The 15,356-nt window shown below is 63.1% G+C and carries 17 protein-coding genes; 2 read left to right on the forward strand and 15 right to left on the reverse strand.

Annotation, left to right across the window (positions count from 1 at the left end):
* The 7 genes from ABID19_RS31550 to ABID19_RS31580 form a co-directional block, all read right to left on the reverse strand.
* Positions 1 to 258 carry a hypothetical protein gene (locus ABID19_RS31550; protein WP_354494563.1) on the reverse strand — a complete coding sequence of 86 codons (258 nt, stop codon included), beginning with the start codon at positions 256 to 258 and terminating at the stop codon, positions 1 to 3.
* A gap of 130 nt (positions 259 to 388) precedes the next feature.
* Positions 389 to 1,204 carry a CDP-diacylglycerol--serine O-phosphatidyltransferase gene (pssA, locus tag ABID19_RS31555; protein WP_354494564.1) on the reverse strand — a complete coding sequence of 272 codons (816 nt, stop codon included), beginning with the start codon at positions 1,202 to 1,204 and terminating at the stop codon, positions 389 to 391.
* Between the two features lie 3 nt (positions 1,205 to 1,207).
* The gene (locus tag ABID19_RS31560; protein WP_354494566.1) at positions 1,208 to 2,011 is read right to left on the reverse strand and encodes a phosphatidylserine decarboxylase; all 804 of its coding nucleotides are present in this window, start codon (positions 2,009 to 2,011) and stop codon (positions 1,208 to 1,210) included.
* Positions 2,012 to 2,119: 108 nt separating this feature from the next.
* On the reverse strand, positions 2,120 to 2,467 hold the full coding sequence (locus ABID19_RS31565; RefSeq protein WP_354494568.1) for an antibiotic biosynthesis monooxygenase: 348 nt from the start codon (positions 2,465 to 2,467) through the stop codon (positions 2,120 to 2,122).
* A gap of 105 nt (positions 2,468 to 2,572) precedes the next feature.
* Positions 2,573 to 4,459: an ABCB family ABC transporter ATP-binding protein/permease gene (locus ABID19_RS31570; RefSeq protein WP_354494570.1), complete on the reverse strand. Its 1,887-nt coding sequence runs from the start codon at positions 4,457 to 4,459 to the stop codon at positions 2,573 to 2,575.
* A gap of 75 nt (positions 4,460 to 4,534) precedes the next feature.
* Positions 4,535 to 4,861, reverse strand: a complete 327-nt coding sequence (locus tag ABID19_RS31575; protein WP_354494572.1) for an ArsR/SmtB family transcription factor — start codon at positions 4,859 to 4,861, stop codon at positions 4,535 to 4,537.
* Positions 4,862 to 4,923: 62 nt separating this feature from the next.
* Positions 4,924 to 6,354, reverse strand: a complete 1,431-nt coding sequence (locus tag ABID19_RS31580) for a LysM peptidoglycan-binding domain-containing protein (RefSeq protein ID WP_354494574.1) — start codon at positions 6,352 to 6,354, stop codon at positions 4,924 to 4,926.
* A gap of 145 nt (positions 6,355 to 6,499) precedes the next feature.
* Between ABID19_RS31580 and ABID19_RS31585 the strand changes: the two genes are divergently transcribed.
* On the forward strand, positions 6,500 to 7,111 hold the full coding sequence (locus ABID19_RS31585) for an LOG family protein (RefSeq protein WP_352928928.1): 612 nt from the start codon (positions 6,500 to 6,502) through the stop codon (positions 7,109 to 7,111).
* Between the two features lie 198 nt (positions 7,112 to 7,309).
* On the forward strand, positions 7,310 to 8,311 hold the full coding sequence (locus tag ABID19_RS31590; RefSeq protein WP_354494576.1) for a transporter: 1,002 nt from the start codon (positions 7,310 to 7,312) through the stop codon (positions 8,309 to 8,311).
* On the opposite strand, the gene rarD is transcribed toward ABID19_RS31590, so the two are convergent.
* From rarD to cysS, 8 genes are all read right to left on the reverse strand, one after another.
* On the reverse strand, positions 8,286 to 9,221 hold the full coding sequence (gene rarD / locus ABID19_RS31595) for an EamA family transporter RarD (RefSeq protein WP_354494578.1): 936 nt from the start codon (positions 9,219 to 9,221) through the stop codon (positions 8,286 to 8,288). The genes ABID19_RS31590 and rarD overlap by 26 nt on opposite strands.
* Positions 9,222 to 9,304: 83 nt before the next feature.
* Entirely contained in the window at positions 9,305 to 10,921 is a 1,617-nt protein-coding gene (gene cimA, locus ABID19_RS31600) for a citramalate synthase (protein WP_354494580.1), read from the reverse strand.
* 2 nt (positions 10,922 to 10,923) lie between these two features.
* Positions 10,924 to 11,880 (reverse strand): prolyl aminopeptidase, encoded by a 957-nt coding sequence (gene pip / locus ABID19_RS31605; protein WP_354494581.1) that lies wholly within the window; start codon positions 11,878 to 11,880, stop codon positions 10,924 to 10,926.
* Complete coding sequence (locus ABID19_RS31610) at positions 11,877 to 12,353, reverse strand: GFA family protein (RefSeq protein WP_352928934.1); 477 nt, start codon at positions 12,351 to 12,353, stop codon at positions 11,877 to 11,879. The genes pip and ABID19_RS31610 overlap by 4 nt, the downstream gene beginning before the upstream one ends.
* A complete protein-coding gene (locus ABID19_RS31615; protein WP_354494583.1) occupies positions 12,350 to 12,841 on the reverse strand; it encodes a GFA family protein in 492 nt (163 codons plus the stop codon). The genes ABID19_RS31610 and ABID19_RS31615 overlap by 4 nt, the downstream gene beginning before the upstream one ends.
* 4 nt (positions 12,842 to 12,845) lie before the next feature.
* Positions 12,846 to 13,232, reverse strand: a complete 387-nt coding sequence (locus ABID19_RS31620; RefSeq protein ID WP_354494585.1) for a VOC family protein — start codon at positions 13,230 to 13,232, stop codon at positions 12,846 to 12,848.
* Positions 13,229 to 13,636, reverse strand: a complete 408-nt coding sequence (locus ABID19_RS31625; protein WP_354494586.1) for an endonuclease domain-containing protein — start codon at positions 13,634 to 13,636, stop codon at positions 13,229 to 13,231. Before ABID19_RS31625 ends, ABID19_RS31620 begins: the two co-directional genes overlap by 4 nt.
* A 178-nt stretch (positions 13,637 to 13,814) precedes the next feature.
* Positions 13,815 to 15,287 carry a cysteine--tRNA ligase gene (gene cysS, locus ABID19_RS31630; protein ID WP_354494587.1) on the reverse strand — a complete coding sequence of 491 codons (1,473 nt, stop codon included), beginning with the start codon at positions 15,285 to 15,287 and terminating at the stop codon, positions 13,815 to 13,817.
* Between the last annotated feature and the right edge of the window lie 69 nt (positions 15,288 to 15,356).

Genomic DNA, 15,356 nt, shown 5'->3' on the forward strand with positions numbered 1-15,356 from the left:
TTAGAGAACCACCACCGACAACAGCAGGATGACGCCGGCCGCCATCATCAGCAGGCCCGGCCAATTCTGCGACAGGCCGAGGAAAGCGAGCCCGCGCCGCCGCGGCTCAAGTGTCGGGCCTGGCGTTGCCAGCTTCGAGCGATCCGGCGCCGCGCGAACAGGTGCCGGATCGCTGAGCCGCCCGCGCCTCAGTGCTGCGCCGGCCATGTACACAACGCCAGCGACAAAGAGCAACGCACCGATAAGGACGACGGCCATTCTTTCTCGCTCCCCTCCTAGTACTGCGCCCGGCACAGCAGAGATCGGTCGCGAGGCGTTCGTGAGGTCACTCGCCTCGCCACTGAGTCAGAACGGTCAAAATGCCTACAGGTTCCCGGCCAGGTCTCCGTTAGCCGATGTCTGAAGGCGGCACCTTCTCGCCTTCGCGCTTCGCGCGCCTGGAATAGGCACGAACACTGAATGGCAGGAAGAGCAGATATCCGGCAACCGACGCCGTCAGCGTGTACCAGGGGTAGGTCATCAAAAGCAGGACGTAGAGGACGACGCCGAGGATGATCGGCAGCACCTTGTCGCCCGGGACCTTCAGGCTCTTGCCGGAATAGACCGGCAGGCGGCTGACCAGCAGGAAGGCAACCAGAATGGTGAAACCGGTGGCGATGAAGGCGGCAGGGCGGGATGGCTCCAGGCCAAGCCGCAAGAAGGACAGATAAAGCGGCAGCATCACCAGTACGGCGCCCGCCGGCGCCGGCACGCCGACGAAATACTCGGTCTGCCACTTCGGGCGATCTGTTTCTTCGTCGAGCACGTTGAAGCGAGCGAGTCTCAGCCCGCAGGCGATGGTGAACAGGAGCGCGGCGATCCAGCCCGGCGAGCCGGCCTGGTCGAGCAGGAAGGCATAAAGCACCAGTGCGGGGGCTACGCCGAAATTGACGATGTCGGCCAGCGAATCCATCTGGGCGCCGAATTTGGACGTCGCCTTCAACATCCGCGCCAGGCGGCCATCGATGCCATCGAGGAAGGCGGCGAGCAGCACCATCACCACTGCCGGCTCGAAACGGCCCTCGAAGCCGAAGCGGATGCCGGAGAGGCCAGCGCAGATGGCGAGCACGGTGACGAGGTTGGGCAGCACCATGCGCATCGGGATTTCATGGATCCGCGGGCCGCCGCTGCCATGCGCCTCGAATTTCTTGAACGGCGCGCCCACGGCTCAGGACACCCGCACGAGCGGCGTTGCGGCAATGCCGCCGAATTCGGCCAGTATGGTTTCACCGCCAACCGCGGTCTGGCCGACGGCGACACGCGGCGTCGCGGTCGAGGGCAGGAACACGTCGACGCGGGAGCCGAAGCGGATCAGCCCGAAGCGCTCGCCGATGCCGATCGTGCCGCCGGTCTCGGCCCAGCAGACGATGCGCCGCGCCACCAGCCCGGCGATCTGCACCGCGGCCACCGTGCCGTTGGGGCTATCTATGACCAAGCCGTTGCGCTCGTTGTCGGCACTCGCCTTGTCGAGCGCGGCGTTGAGGAATTGGCCCGGCCGATGCTCGATCCTTGTGATGCGGCCGCGCACAGGGGAGCGGTTCACATGACAGGAGAAGACGTCCATGAACACCGAGATGCGGGTCATTTCGGTACCGCCGAGGCCAAGTTCGCGCGGCGGCACGGCGGGACCGACTGCAGTGATGATGCCATCGGCCGGGCTCACCACCAGCCGGTCGTCGACAGGCGTGACGCGCTCGGGATCGCGGAAGAAATAGACGCACCATGCCGTCAGGATGAGGCAGATCCAGAACAGGATCGAAGAGAAATAGCCGAGGAAAAGCGTCACCGCTGCGAACGCCGCGATGAACGGATAGCCTTCGCGATGGATCGGAACCAACGTTTTCTTGATCGTGTCGACGAGGTCCATGGGGATGGGGGCAGCCCTTGTTTCAGGTTCGGCCTCAATAGCGGAAAGCCCCTTTGGCCGCAACGCGGCAATCGGGCCGGCCGCCGCACTGCGGCCGCGGGACATCTGACGTCGATGGGACAGCGCCCCTATGTCCCGCTGGCAGGATAGAGGGGGCGCGAAGGATCGCAATGCGAAGCCGCAGAACGAACCGGGTGCCGAATGGCCGTGAGGTTAGGCGCCAGGGATCCGATGATAGTTGGCGATGTCGGCCCTGACGCCGAGCCGGGCGATCGTCTCTTGCGGGTTGAAGGCAATATGCTCATGCGCGGCCTTGACGATCGGCACCACATTGTCGACAGCTGCCTGGCTTTCCCATTCGACAATGGTCACGAGGTTGAACTCGCCCGGCCCGGAGAATTGCTCGAGCAGAAAATCCCGTACGAAGCCTTTCTGCTGGCGCAGCAATTCGTGCGTCATCCTGACCTTTGCGATGATTTCTTCGCGGGCTTCGCTAGGGACGACGAACTTGTCGACCCTGAACACGCTATCATTGCCATGTTGTTGACTTAGCTGATCCATTTCCGCTCTCCGACCGCAACAGGCGCACCGTGCACCTTCGATTGGCGGTCTACGATCTCAACTTAAGTTGAGGTCAAGCGGAAAAATCAACTCATTCTCGACACCTCAATTTACCTCCGAGGGGCGGCGGCGGACGACGACGCCGAGCTCGTCGCTTTCGCGCGCTATACGCAGCCGCTCCTCGGCCTCGGTTGCCTCGCGCTGGCGGTCCCACATCGAGGCGTAGAGGCCGGCCTTGCGCATCAAGGCGGCATGTGTGCCGCGCTCGGCGATCTGGCCGTCCTGCAGCACGATGATCTCGTCGGCCGAAATCACCGTAGACAGCCGGTGGGCGATGACGATGGTGGTGCGGCCCTGGCTGACGAGATCGAGCGCTGCCTGGATCTCCTGTTCGGTATGGCTGTCGAGCGCCGAGGTCGCCTCGTCAAGCATCAGGATCGGCGGCGCCTTCAGGATGGTGCGGGCGATCGCTACGCGCTGCTTCTCGCCACCGGACAGTTTCAGCCCACGCTCGCCGACCATCGAACGGTAGCCGTCGGGAAGCCGCTCTATGAACGGCCCGATCTGGGCGAGTTCGGCTGCCTTGCGGACATCCTCCTCGCTGGCATCGACGCGGCCGTAGCGGATGTTGTAGGCGATGGTGTCGTTGAACAGCACGGTGTCCTGCGGCACCATGCCGATCGCCGCGCGCAGGCTCTCCTGCGTCACGTCGCGAATATCCTGGCCGTCGATCAGGATCTTGCCGCCCTGGATGTCGTAGAAGCGGAACAGGAGCCGCGAAATGGTCGACTTGCCGGCGCCCGACGGCCCGACAATGGCAACCGTCTTGCCTGCGGGCACTTCGAAGCTGATGCCTTTCAGTATCTTGCGGTTGGGATCGTAGGAAAAGTGCACGTCGCGGAACTCGACCTTGCCGGCGTCGACGACCAACGGCTTGGCACCCGGTTTGTCGACGATCTCCTGCGGGACATCGAGCAGATCAAACATCTGCTCGATGTCGGTCAGCCCCTGGCGGATTTCGCGGTAGATGAAGCCGATGAAGTTGAGCGGCACCGAAAGCTGCACCAGCATGGCGTTGATGAAGACGAAGTCGCCAACCGTCTGCGTGCCAGCCTGGACCTCCAGCGCCGAAAGGCACATGACGACGACCGTGCCGAGACCGAAGATGATGCCCTGGCCGAAGTTCAGCCAGCCGAGCGAGGTCCAGATCCTGGTGGCGGCGGTCTCATAGCGCGCCATTGAGCGGTCGAAGCGCTCGGCTTCCATGCTCTCGTTGTTGAAATATTTGACCGTCTCGAAATTGAGCAGCGAGTCGATCGCCTTGGTGCTGGCGTCGGTGTCGCTGTCGTTCATGTCGCGGCGAATGACGATGCGCCAGTCGCTCGCCCTGATCGTGAACCAGATGTAGAGCCAGACCGTCACCGCCACCACAGCCACGTATTTCCAGCCATAGGTGACGGCGAAGATGCCGGCTGTCAGCGCGAATTCGAGGATGGTCGGCAAAGTGTTGAGGACGGTGAAGCGGACGATCGTCTCGATGCCCTTGGTGCCGCGTTCGATGATGCGCGACAGACCGCCGGTGCGCCGCTCGAGATGGAAGCGCAGCGACAGTCGATGCATGTGGACGAAAGTTCGGAAGGCGAGTTGGCGCACCGCATACTGTCCGACGCGGGCAAACAGCGCGTCGCGCAGCTGGTTGAAACCAAGCTGCACCAGCCGCACGACATTATAGGCGACGACCAGCATGACCGGCGCCAGCAGGAAGGCCGGCAGCGGCGGCACCGACTTGGCATCGCCGGCCAGCGCATCGGTCGCCCATTTGAAGAAATAGGGACCGGCAACCAGGGTCAGCTTGGCGACGACCAGAAGCACGGTCGCCCACACCACCCGCGCCCGGAGGTCGGCACGGTCGGCCGGCCACATGTAGGGCCAGAGGTCGCGTAATGTTCTGAAGGTCGAGCCGGAATCGGCAGAGACGGTTTTTTCGGCCATTTTATTGCCTTCGTATTCTTATTGTTTGACCATGATCTTTTCCGAAAACCGGCTTCCACTTTTCGGGATCATGGTCTAGCGGCCAGAGCAGCAGGAATTGACGAGCGCGGCCAGCGACGCGGAAACATCGGCGAGCGCATCGCCGTCGACCCGATAGCGCGAGCGTTGCCGGTCCGGCTCGTAGCGGACGAGCCCGGCGTCGACCAATATCTTCAAATGCTGGGAGACGGTGGACTGTGCCAGGTCGAGATGGTCGACGACCTCCCGGCAGCAGCAGGAGCGGCTGGCCGAAAGATGCCTAAGGATCTCGATCCGCGCCGGGTGCGAAAGCGCGGCGAGCTTCGCAGCCACGGCCTGGCTATCGGCGAAGCCGCAGGTCGTCTCGATCAGGGGAGCATTCATCGTCCATCGCCGATAGACGATGAACAAAGTTTCCGCAAGACAGCAAAAGAAAGAAAAGATTTCTACTCAGTCTTGATCGGCGCCGCCGTGATCTGGTCGCCCATCGCCTTGAGGTCGGCGGGCTCGCCTTCTTTCGATTTTTCCGGGACCTTGAAAACCTGCCCCGGCCAGATGCGGTCGGGATTGCTGATCTGGTCCTGATTGGCGAGATAGATCGTCGAATAGCGAACACCCTGGCCGTAGACGCGCCGTGAAATCCGCCACAGCGTATCGTGGCGGCGGATGATGACGGCGCTGTCAGCGTGTTCGAGCTTCGGTGCCGCGGTCTCGGGCACTTCAGCCGGGGGCGTGGCAGCCGCCGCATCGGCCGGCGCGTCGGTTGCAGGAGCCGCAGGCGTCGTCGCATCAGCGGCCGCAGGCGGCGTGGCAGGTTCGGTTGCCGACGCGGCCGGCTTTGGCTCGGCAGGCGCCACGGCGGCGACCGTCTCTCCCGGCTCGCGCTCAAACGGCACGGCGGCACGGGCCACCACCTTGACCCCGTCGGCATCGAGCGCGTCGACATGTATGGTGTAGGTGCCGACCGGAATATCGCGCGTCGCCTCGACCAGGAAATGGCCGTCGGGCGAGGTTTTTGCGTCGCCGAGCAAGATGTCATTGGCATAGGCACGCACTTTGCGGCCGGGCTCGGCCGAACCGGCGACGAAGATCTTGTTGCCGTCGATCTCGACGGCTTCGACGACGATTTTCCCCGCAGCCGGTGTTGCGGGTGCGACCGGCACTTCCGTAGCCGCGGGGGCAGCTTCGAGAGTGGCCGGCGCCGTAGCAGCCGGCGCGGCCGGTGCAGCGGCAGCGGGGTCCTCGGCAGCAGGAGCGGCCGCTTTGTCGCCGGCAGCCGGCGCGTCAGGCTTTGTCTTGGCGGAGGGAACGGTCAGCAGTTCGGACGGCTTACCCGGCTCCTCGACCATAGCCAGAACTTGGCCGGCCGAATTCTGGGGAATTGAGACGACGGCGGTCTGCGCCGAGGGGTTCACGACGTCGTCGGGCGTCGTCGAACGCAGTGTGATCGTGTAGTCGCCGGGCTTCAGCGGATCGTCGAGAACAATGGCAAAGGCGCCATCGGCACCGGCAACCGTCGCACCGAGGACCGTCGAGCCGTTGAGGATTTCGACCTTGGCGTTGGGCGCCGCATTACCGGCGACGACGATGGAGCCATTGCCTTCGACCCGCACGACGTCAAAGCTCGGAACAATCGCCTCGGCTACGGCAGGTGCCGTGGCCGGCGGCGCCGTCGTATCCGTGGCCGGTGCGGAGGGAAGCCGCCCCGTGGTCGCCGGCTGGGCCGGCTTCTCCACCGGCGGCGTCACCGATGCCACTTCCGCCGGCGGCGTGCGATTGAGATACGGGTCTAGCGCGCCCGACAAATAGGCTGTTCCCGCCGCAGCGACGGAACCGCCAGCGGCGAACAAAAACGCCTTTAATGGATTAATTGCCATATTTCCCTGCCCTTAGCCACCTAATGCCGGTCTAGCCTGTTTTGCCCAGACCGACAAGAAAAACGGGCCGACAAGAAAAGGGGCCGACAAGAAAAAGCCCACGCCGGGCTTGACCACGAATAAAGACCCAATCACCAATCATCTCATGAACACGATTCGATCCATCTGCGTCTATTGCGGCTCATCGCCGGGCCGCGATGAAACCTATGCCAAGGCCGGACACCTGCTCGGGCGCTCGATTGCCAAGTCCGGTCTGCGTCTGATCTATGGCGGCGGCACCAAGGGCATCATGGGAGCGGTTGCCGAAGGCGCATTACGGGCTGGCGGCAAGGTGACAGGCATCATTCCGCGCTTCCTGATCAACAGGGAGGCAACCGAATCCGCGCTTGACCGGCTTGACGAGCTCGTCATCACCGAAAATATGCACGAGCGCAAACATACGATGTTCGAGAAATCCGACGCCTTTGTGGCGTTGCCGGGCGGCATCGGCACGGTGGAGGAAATCATCGAGATCATGACCTGGGCGCAGCTCGGCCATCATCGCAAGCCGATCGTCTTCGGCAATGTCGGGGGTTTCTGGGACCCGATGCTGGCACTGCTCGACCATATGATGGCGGAAGGTTTCATCCACACCGCGCAGCGGGTCAAGCCGCTGGTGGTCGATGATCCGGAAGCGATCGTCGCCGCCATCATGGTCACTGGATCGTCAGTCGATGCGCCGACCGAAGGTGTGCAGTCGGTGATCGACAAAATGTAGGGGAGTAAGGGAGTAGGGCAGTAAGGCAGTAGGTGAATTGCCGAGAACGGCCCCCCTACTGCCCTACTTGCCCTACTTGCCCTACTGCCCTACGATCGGCTGTCAAGAAACCGTCACACGAAACCGGGTTCGCCCGTGCTAGGGATCATCGCCCGGCCGCCATCGCGCGGCGCGTATCGATAACCTGGCGAAGCGACCATGAACATCGCTCTCAATCCGGAAGGCAGCGATCTGTCACCCTACCTGCCCGACGAGCACGGGCTGTTCTTCATCTATCATTTCACCGCCGAAGGCGCGCGAACCAAAGACCCGGCCGCCGCACACTGGACGTGGCGCAGCTATCAGCTTTCCGACATGCGCGCCCGCCACGAGATCGCCGCCGATCAGGCTTTGCCGCCATCGGTGCGCGATGCCTTCCTGTCGGCCGGCCATGGCTGCCACATCGACCTCGAAGGCGACTGGCTCCATGGCGACCTGCCGGACCTGCGCCACGACTATTCGGCGGAGGCGCGCGGGCTCGGTCATTTCCGCTTCGCCTTCAACGACACGACGCTGATCGGCGGCCGCAAGCAACCGCTCCGGTCGGTCGACAATATCCGCAAAACGATCGACAACGGGTCGCGTAAATTCCGCTCTCCCGCCGAACTGATCGAGGCTGTCATGGGCCAGTCGCTCGACGGAATGGCAACGGAACTCGGCAGCCTTGGCGACACGCTCGACGGCATCGAGGACCGCATCGTCTGTGATGCATGGCACAATGAGCGGCAGGCGCTGGTCGATGCGCGCCGGCAACTGGTGGTGATCCACCGGCAGATGGCGGCGCTGACCAGCCTGTTCCGTCATCTCGACCATTCGCATCGCAACGATTTGCCCGACGCAATCAACGACATGGCGGCGCGGCTTTCGCACCGCGCCCACACATTGCATCATGACGGCGAGCAATTGCAGGCACGGGCCCGGCTCCTGCAGGACGAACTGATGGCCAAGCTGACGACGCAGTCGAACCAGTTGCTCTACATGCTGTCGGTGATGACGGCGGTGCTGTTGCCGATGACGATCATCTCAAGCCTGTTCGGCATGAATGTCGGCGGCCTGCCGCTGGTCGACACGCCGATGGGCTTCTGGGTGGTGTCGTTGCTATCGCTGACTGTCGCGGCAGTCGTCTACCTGTTCGTCAGGCGGCTGGGGCGCGGGATGTAACGCTGGCCTTGCGGGCCGAAGAAAACATCGACCAGGAGTAGATCGCCAGCGCCGTCCAGATCAGGCCGAAGGCGATGGCCTGGGTGCTGCCGAAGGGTTCGCCGAAAATCAGCACGGCGATCAGGAACACAATGGTCGGCGCGATATACTGCATGATGCCGATGGTGGAGAGGCGCAACAGCTTGGCTCCGAAGGCAAACAGCAGCAGCGGTATGGCGGTGACCGGGCCGCAGCCGATCAGCAGCGCTGTATCGCTCAGGGAACTGGAGACGAAATGGTCCTGCCCGGTGACGACGAGGAAGACGATGTAGCCGAGCGCCGGCACCGACAGCAAAAGCACTTCAAGCAGAAAGCCTTGGCTCGGACCAATTGGCAGCGTCTTGCGGAAGAAGGCATAAGCGGCAAAGGAAAACGCCAGCACCAGCGACACCCAGGGCAGCTTGCCGGCGTCGATCGTCAGCACCGCGACCGCGATGGCCGCCAGCAACACCGCCGCGATCTGCAGCCGGTCGAGCCGTTCGCCGAGCAGCAGCGCGCCGACAACGACGCTGACAAGCGGGTTGATGTAGTAGCCGAGCGCGGTCTCGATGGTGCGGTCGACCGCGATCGCCCAGACATAGATGCCCCAGTTGACCGAAATCAGCACCGCCGTCAGCGCCGCCATCGAAATGATGCGCGGCGAACGTACCGCGGCTTTGAAATCCGCCGTGCGGCCGGCCCAAATCAAAACGGCCGCTGCGATCGGCACCGACCAGACGATGCGATGCGCGATGACTTCGGCCAGCGGCAGATGTGCGACCGCCTTCATGTAGAAGGGCAGCAGCCCCCACAGGAGATAAGCGCCAAGGGCCAGCAGGAAGCCACGCCGGGCCTTTGCGGCTGCCTCGATCTGAATTACGTCGGTGGCCATGGCCCAACGCTATGCGCCAGCCGCCGTGCCAAGACCATCGCAAAGTTCTGATGGATCAATGGACTTTCGCTGATGGTTCAATTTCACTCTGCTGCGACCAGCCCGGCCATCTCTCGGTTCTTCATCAGCTTGTAGACGATCGAATCCATCAGTGCCTGGAACGAAGCGTCGATGATGTTTTCTGAGACGCCGACCGTCCACCAACGGGCGCCGGTGCCGTCATGCGATTCGACCAGCACGCGGGTGATCGCCTCGGTGCCGCCATTGAGGATACGAACCTTGAAGTCGGCAAGCTCGAGGTCGGCGATCTCGTTCTGGAATTTTCCGAGATCCTTGCGCAGCGCGATGTCGAGCGCATTGACCGGGCCGTGCCCTTCGGCCACCGACATCTTCTCTTCGCCGTCGACCAACACTTTGACGATCGCCTCGGAAACCGTCTTCAGCTGGCCGTTGGCATCGAAGCGGCGCTCGACCATGCAGCGGAAAGAGGTGACGCTGAAGAATTCCGGCAGGCCGTGCAGCATCTTGCGCGCCAGCAATTCGAAGCTGGCGTCGGCGCCTTCATAGGCGTAACCCTCGGCCTCGCGCTCCTTGACCACAGCGATCAGCGCGTCGAGCCGGTGGTCGTCCTTCGGCATATCGATGCCGCGCCGTTTCAACTCGGCGAGGAAATTGGCCTTGCCGCCCTGGTCCGAAACCATGACGCGGCGGCGGTTGCCGACGGCTTCCGGCGGCACATGCTCATAAGTGGCGGGCTCCTTGGCCAACGCCGAAGCATGAATGCCGGCCTTGGTGGCGAAGGCGGAAGCGCCGACATAGGGCGCCTGCGCTTCCGGCGCGCGGTTCAGCAATTCGTCAAAGGCGCGGGACAGGCGCGAGATGCCGGTCAGAGCGTCGGCCGAAATACCTGTCTCGAAGCGGTTGGAAAAGGCCGGCTTCAGCGCCAGTGTCGGCACGATCGAGATCAGATTGGCGTTGCCGCAGCGCTCGCCGATGCCGTTCAGCGTGCCCTGGATCTGACGCACGCCGGCCTCGACGGCGGCCAGCGAATTCGCCACGGCCTGGCCGGTGTCGTCATGGGCATGGATGCCGAGATGGTCTCCGGGAATGCCTGAGGCGATGACCTTCTCAACGATGGCGCGCACTTCCGACGGCTGCGTGCCGCCATTGGTGTCACACAGCACCACCCAGCGCGCGCCGGCGTCGTAGGCGCTCCTGGCGCAGGCCAGCGCATAATCGGGATTGGCCTTGAAGCCGTCGAAGAAATGTTCGCAGTCGACCAGTGCTTCCTTGCCCGAGGCAACCGCCGCCTCGACCGAGGCCTTGATCGCCTCGAGGTTTTCCTCGTTGGTGCAGCCTAGCGCGACGCGGACATGGTAGTCCCAGCTCTTGGCGACAAAGCAGATGGCGTCCGACTTCGATTGGACCAATACGGCAAGGCCTGGATCGTTCGAAGCCGACATCCCTGCCCGCTTGGTCATGCCGAAGGCGACGAATTTGGCATGCGCCGTGCGGCGTTCGGCAAAGAAGGCGGTGTCGGTCGGGTTGGCTCCGGGATAGCCGCCCTCGACATAGTCGATGCCGAACTCGTCGAGCAGCTTGGCGATGGCGATCTTGTCCTCAACGGAAAAGTCGATGCCCGGCGTCTGCTGGCCATCTCGCAGTGTAGTGTCGAAGAGATAGAGGCGCTCGCGGCCCATGATCATTTCTCCGCAAACTTATCCGTCGCCCGGATCAGCCGATCGAGGATGCCCGGCTCCGAATAGGCATGGCCGGCGCCCTCGATCAGGTGGAAATCCGCCTTCGGCCACGCCTTGTGGAGCGCCCAGGCGTAGCGCGCCGGGCACGGCATGTCGTAGCGGCCATGGATGATGGTGCCGGGGATTTCCTTCAGCTTCCACGCGTCGCGCAGCAGCTGCCCCTCCTCCAGCCAGCCGGCATGGACGAAATAGTGGTTCTCGATGCGAGCGAAAGCGACGGCATAGTCGTCCTCACCAAACGGGCCGCTGGTTTCCGGCTCGGGCAACAGCGTGATCGTCTCGCCTTCCCACAAGCTCCAGGCGCGGGCGGCCTCGATTTGTGCCATGCGGTCGCTACCAACCAGCCGCTTGCGATAGGCGGCCATCATGTCGCCGCGTTCGGCCTCAGGGATCGGCGCCAGGAAGCGCTCCCATTTGTCGGGGAACATTTCCGAGACGCCGAACTGGTAATACCATTCCAGCTCCGCGCGCGTCAGCGTGTAGATGCCGCGCACGACTAGCTCGCTGACGCGCTCGGGGTGCGTCTCGGCATAGGCCAACGCCAGTGTCGAGCCCCACGAGCCGCCGAACACCAGCCATTTGTCGAAGCCGCACATCTCGCGCAGGCGCTCGATGTCGGCGACCAGGTGCCAGGTGGTGTTGGCCTCGAGCGAGGCATTGGGCGTCGACTTTCCGCAGCCGCGCTGGTCAAACAGGATGACATCGTAAAGCTTCGGATCGAACAACCGCCGGTGCTTCGGCGAAATGGTGCCGCCCGGTCCGCCATGCAGGAACACAGCCGGTTTCGCGCCCCTGGTACCGGAACGCTCCCAATAGACCTGATGGCCATCGCCAACATCCAGCATACCGGACTCGAAGGCCTCGATCTCCGGATAGAGGGTACGGAGTTCACTGCTCATAATTTCAGACCCTGCTGCGGCCAATTGGCCGTCTCGTGATCCGGATGCTGGAAGGAGATGATCGATTCCTGCCGGTTGTAATAGTCAGGATCGTGATGGACCGGTGCCTCGAATATCTTCTCCACCCAGGGCAGCCGGGCGGCGTAGTTGACCTGGATCTGCGGCGCCAGGTCGGAACGGTCGTCAAAAGCGCCGATGGCGATCTCGAGCCCGCCGGGCTGCCGATAGGTCAACGGCGTGCCGCAGCGGCTGCAAAAGCCACGATCGATGTTGACCGAAGACTGGAAATAGCTCGGCTCCTCGCGCACCCATTCGACGCCGTCCTTCGGCACCGTCACCAGCGCGCCGAAAAAGGAACCGAATTGTTTCTGGCACATGCGGCAATGGCAGATGGAAGCGCGCCCGAGCGCCCCACGAATGCGGAAACGCACGGCGCCGCACTGGCAGCCGCCGGTTCGAACGGTTTCGGTCATGATCTTTCCTCCGGCGGCCATTGTTCGGTGTCGTGGTCGGGATGCTGGTAAGAGACGAGATCGGCAAGATAGGACGCCGACGAGACGTCGGCCATCGTGTCCTCGCCGGGCAATTCGTGGATGTGATCGACATAGGGGAGTTTTGCTTCGGTGCCCCACTGGATCGTCGGCGCGATCTCCTCCGGGTCATCGAAGGCCGCGATGGCGAGTGCGATGCCGTCGGGCGCCTCGAAGGTTAGCGGCGTGCCGCAATCGGCACAAAAACCGCGCAATGCAGCGTTGGAGGAGCGGAAGTGTTTGGGTTCGCCGCGTGTCCAGTCGAGTTTTGCGCCGCGCACGGACACCAGCGGCAGGTAGAAATTGCCGCTTGCCTTCTGGCACATGCGGCAATGGCAGACGGAGGCGTCACCCAGCGCGCCTTCGATACGGAAGCGCACGGCGCCGCACTGGCAGCCGCCTGTGTAGACCGGTCTGTTGTCCAGGCTCATCGCTTCACTCCGAAGCATGGCAGACGGCTTCGACATTGTTCCCGTCTGGGTCGAAGACAAAGGCGCCATAGTAGTTCGCATGATAGTGCGGACGCAGGCCCGGCCCGCCATTGTCCTTGCCGCCGGCGGCGATTGCCGCGGCGTGGAAGGCATCGACCTCGGCTCGGCTACGCGCAGTAAAGGCGACGTGCTGACGGTCCTTCGGCTTGTCCTTGCCTTGATGCAGCCAGAACACCGGGCGGTCACGGCCATAGCCGCCGACCTTGGCGCCACCGGTATATTCCTGCGGCACCATGTAGAGCAGTGAGGCACCGAGCGGCGCCATTGCCTTGTCGTAGAAGGCTTTCGACACGCCGAAATCGAAAACGGTGATGCCGAGATGGTCGATCATGGTACTGCCTCCTTTGCTGGCTCGTGTGCCGGCATCTCAGCGCCAGCCAGGCCGGCCTCGATGATCATGTGCTGGCAGACGTTGTCGATGTCGCGGGTGACGTCGTCGTTCCAGAAGCGCAGGCTGGTCCAGCCGAGTGCTTCAAGCTTTGCGATTCTTGTGGCATCTAATGCCGAAGCTTCCGTCTGTGCATGCTGGGAGCCATCAAGTTCGACGATCAGCCTCTTGCTGGGGCAGGCAAAATCGACGATGTCGCCGGCGATGGGCATCTGGCGCCTGAAGGCTAGTCCCATCAGCCTGTGCGCTCTAATCTCATTCCAAAGCTTCAGCTCGGCGTCGGTCATAGGCCTGCGCATCTTGCGCGCATTGCTGCGGTTGTTGGCGGGTACCGGGAAATGCGTCATCGCAGTGCGCCCCCCTCTGGCCTGCCGGCCATCTCCCCCTCGAGGGGGGAGATCGGCGGCTTCGCCGACAGCGCCCAATCATCAACGTAGGCGATTGGCGAAAGCCGAAGTAACGTCCAATCTCCCCCCTTGAGGGGGAGATGGCCGGCAGGCCAGAGGGGGGCGCTTGGCACCATCCTCATCGCTTGACCTCCCACGTGGTTACGCGTTCGCCCGTGACGGGGTCCTTGCCGTCCTTCAACTGGATGCCTTGCACCAGCAATTCTTCGCGGATGCGGTCGGCCTCGGCCCAGTTTCCGGCGGCGATCAGTGCCAGGCGTTTGGTGATCGCGTTGGCGATGGCGTCTTCATCAACTTTGGCCGGCGCGACGTCGAAGCCGAGGAACGACAGCGCCGCCTTCAGCGAAGCGGCAGCATCGTTGCCCGCTGCGCCAGCGTTGCCGCCAGCAGCAGCATTGAAATCCACAGCCGAGCCGGCCAACTGCGTCAGCACCTGGAACGCAGAATAGGTTGCTAGATCGTCCGACAGGGCTTCCACCACGTCCACCGGCAATTGCTTTGCCGCCGCCGGCGCAAGATCCGCCGCCCGTTTCCATTTGCGCAGCGTATTTTCCGCCTCTTCCAGCTTGCGCACGGAAAAGTCGATCGGCTCGCGATAATGCGTCATCAGCATCGCCAGCCTGAGCACCTCGCCCGGCCATTTGCGGCCGCCAAAGGTCTCCGTCTCCAGCAATTCGTTGATCGAGTAGAAATTGCCCAGGCTCTTGGACATCTTCTGTCCCTCGACCTGCAGAAAGCCGTTGTGCATCCATACCTTGGCCATCGTTTCGGTGCCGTGGGCGCAGCGCGACTGGGCGATCTCGTTCTCGTGGTGAGGGAAGATCAGGTCGAGCCCGCCGCCGTGGATGTCGAAGACCTCGCCGAGATAGGCCGCCGACATCGCCGAGCATTCGATGTGCCAGCCAGGCCGGCCTCTGCCCCACGGGCTGTCCCAGCCCGGCTCTTCCGGCGAGGACAGCTTCCACAGCACGAAATCGCCAGGGTTTTTCTTGTGCGCATCGACGGCGACGCGGGCGCCGGCCTGCTGTTCGTCGAGATTGCGCTTCGACAACTGGCCATAGTCCGGCATCGAGGCAGTGTCGAACAGAACTTCGCCTGCCGCAACATAGGCATGGCCGCGTTCGATCAAGCGTTGAATCAAGGAGATCATGTCGGTCTTGCCGTCTGGCCTAGGCTCGACGAATTCGGTGGCGCGCGGCTCGACCGTCGGCTCCAGGCAGCCGAGCGTCGCCACATCCCTATGGAACTGGTCGGCGGTCTTTTCCGTGACCCGACGGATCGCCTCGTTCAGCGACAGTTTTCCCGCGGCAATCTCGCCGCCGAAATCACGCAGGGCGCGATCGTTGATCTTGTCGTCGACATCCGTGATGTTGCGCACATACGTGATGTGCTTTTCGCCGTAGAGTTGGCGCAACACACGGAAGAGCACATCGAAGACGATCACCGGCCGCGCATTGCCGATATGGGCAAAGTCGTAGACCGTCGGGCCGCAGACATACATGCGCACATTGCGCGGATCGATCGGAACAAAATCTTCCTTCGTCCGCGTCAGCGTGTTGTAGAGGCGCAGGCCCTTCGATGCTTCAGACATTCGTGCCTTCCCAGTCCGATACTTTTGTTTGGGCTGGGAGTCGTTCTCGCGCCGAGACGCCAGTCAGAT

The sequence above is a fragment of the Mesorhizobium robiniae genome (assembly GCF_040545535.1).
GTDB lineage: Bacteria > Pseudomonadota > Alphaproteobacteria > Rhizobiales > Rhizobiaceae > Mesorhizobium > Mesorhizobium robiniae.

Excerpts from the sequence above, each read along its gene's own strand:
- ABID19_RS31550 (WP_354494563.1), bottom strand. The coding sequence starts at position 258 with ATGGCCGTCGTCCTTATCGGTGCGTTGCTCTTTGTCGCTGGCGTTGTG.
- ABID19_RS31560 (WP_354494566.1), bottom strand. The coding sequence starts at position 2,011 with ATGTCCCGCGGCCGCAGTGCGGCGGCCGGCCCGATTGCCGCGTTGCGG.
- ABID19_RS31565 (WP_354494568.1), bottom strand. The coding sequence starts at position 2,467 with ATGGATCAGCTAAGTCAACAACATGGCAATGATAGCGTGTTCAGGGTC.
- ABID19_RS31570 (WP_354494570.1), bottom strand. The coding sequence starts at position 4,459 with ATGGCCGAAAAAACCGTCTCTGCCGATTCCGGCTCGACCTTCAGAACA.
- ABID19_RS31575 (WP_354494572.1), bottom strand. The coding sequence starts at position 4,861 with ATGAATGCTCCCCTGATCGAGACGACCTGCGGCTTCGCCGATAGCCAG.
- ABID19_RS31580 (WP_354494574.1), bottom strand. The coding sequence starts at position 6,354 with ATGGCAATTAATCCATTAAAGGCGTTTTTGTTCGCCGCTGGCGGTTCC.
- ABID19_RS31585 (WP_352928928.1), top strand. The coding sequence starts at position 6,500 with ATGAACACGATTCGATCCATCTGCGTCTATTGCGGCTCATCGCCGGGC.
- ABID19_RS31590 (WP_354494576.1), top strand. The coding sequence starts at position 7,310 with ATGAACATCGCTCTCAATCCGGAAGGCAGCGATCTGTCACCCTACCTG.
- rarD (WP_354494578.1), bottom strand. The coding sequence starts at position 9,221 with ATGGCCACCGACGTAATTCAGATCGAGGCAGCCGCAAAGGCCCGGCGT.
- cimA (WP_354494580.1), bottom strand. The coding sequence starts at position 10,921 with ATGGGCCGCGAGCGCCTCTATCTCTTCGACACTACACTGCGAGATGGC.
- pip (WP_354494581.1), bottom strand. The coding sequence starts at position 11,880 with ATGAGCAGTGAACTCCGTACCCTCTATCCGGAGATCGAGGCCTTCGAG.
- ABID19_RS31610 (WP_352928934.1), bottom strand. The coding sequence starts at position 12,353 with ATGACCGAAACCGTTCGAACCGGCGGCTGCCAGTGCGGCGCCGTGCGT.
- ABID19_RS31615 (WP_354494583.1), bottom strand. The coding sequence starts at position 12,841 with ATGAGCCTGGACAACAGACCGGTCTACACAGGCGGCTGCCAGTGCGGC.
- ABID19_RS31620 (WP_354494585.1), bottom strand. The coding sequence starts at position 13,232 with ATGATCGACCATCTCGGCATCACCGTTTTCGATTTCGGCGTGTCGAAA.
- ABID19_RS31625 (WP_354494586.1), bottom strand. The coding sequence starts at position 13,636 with ATGACGCATTTCCCGGTACCCGCCAACAACCGCAGCAATGCGCGCAAG.
- cysS (WP_354494587.1), bottom strand. The coding sequence starts at position 15,287 with ATGTCTGAAGCATCGAAGGGCCTGCGCCTCTACAACACGCTGACGCGG.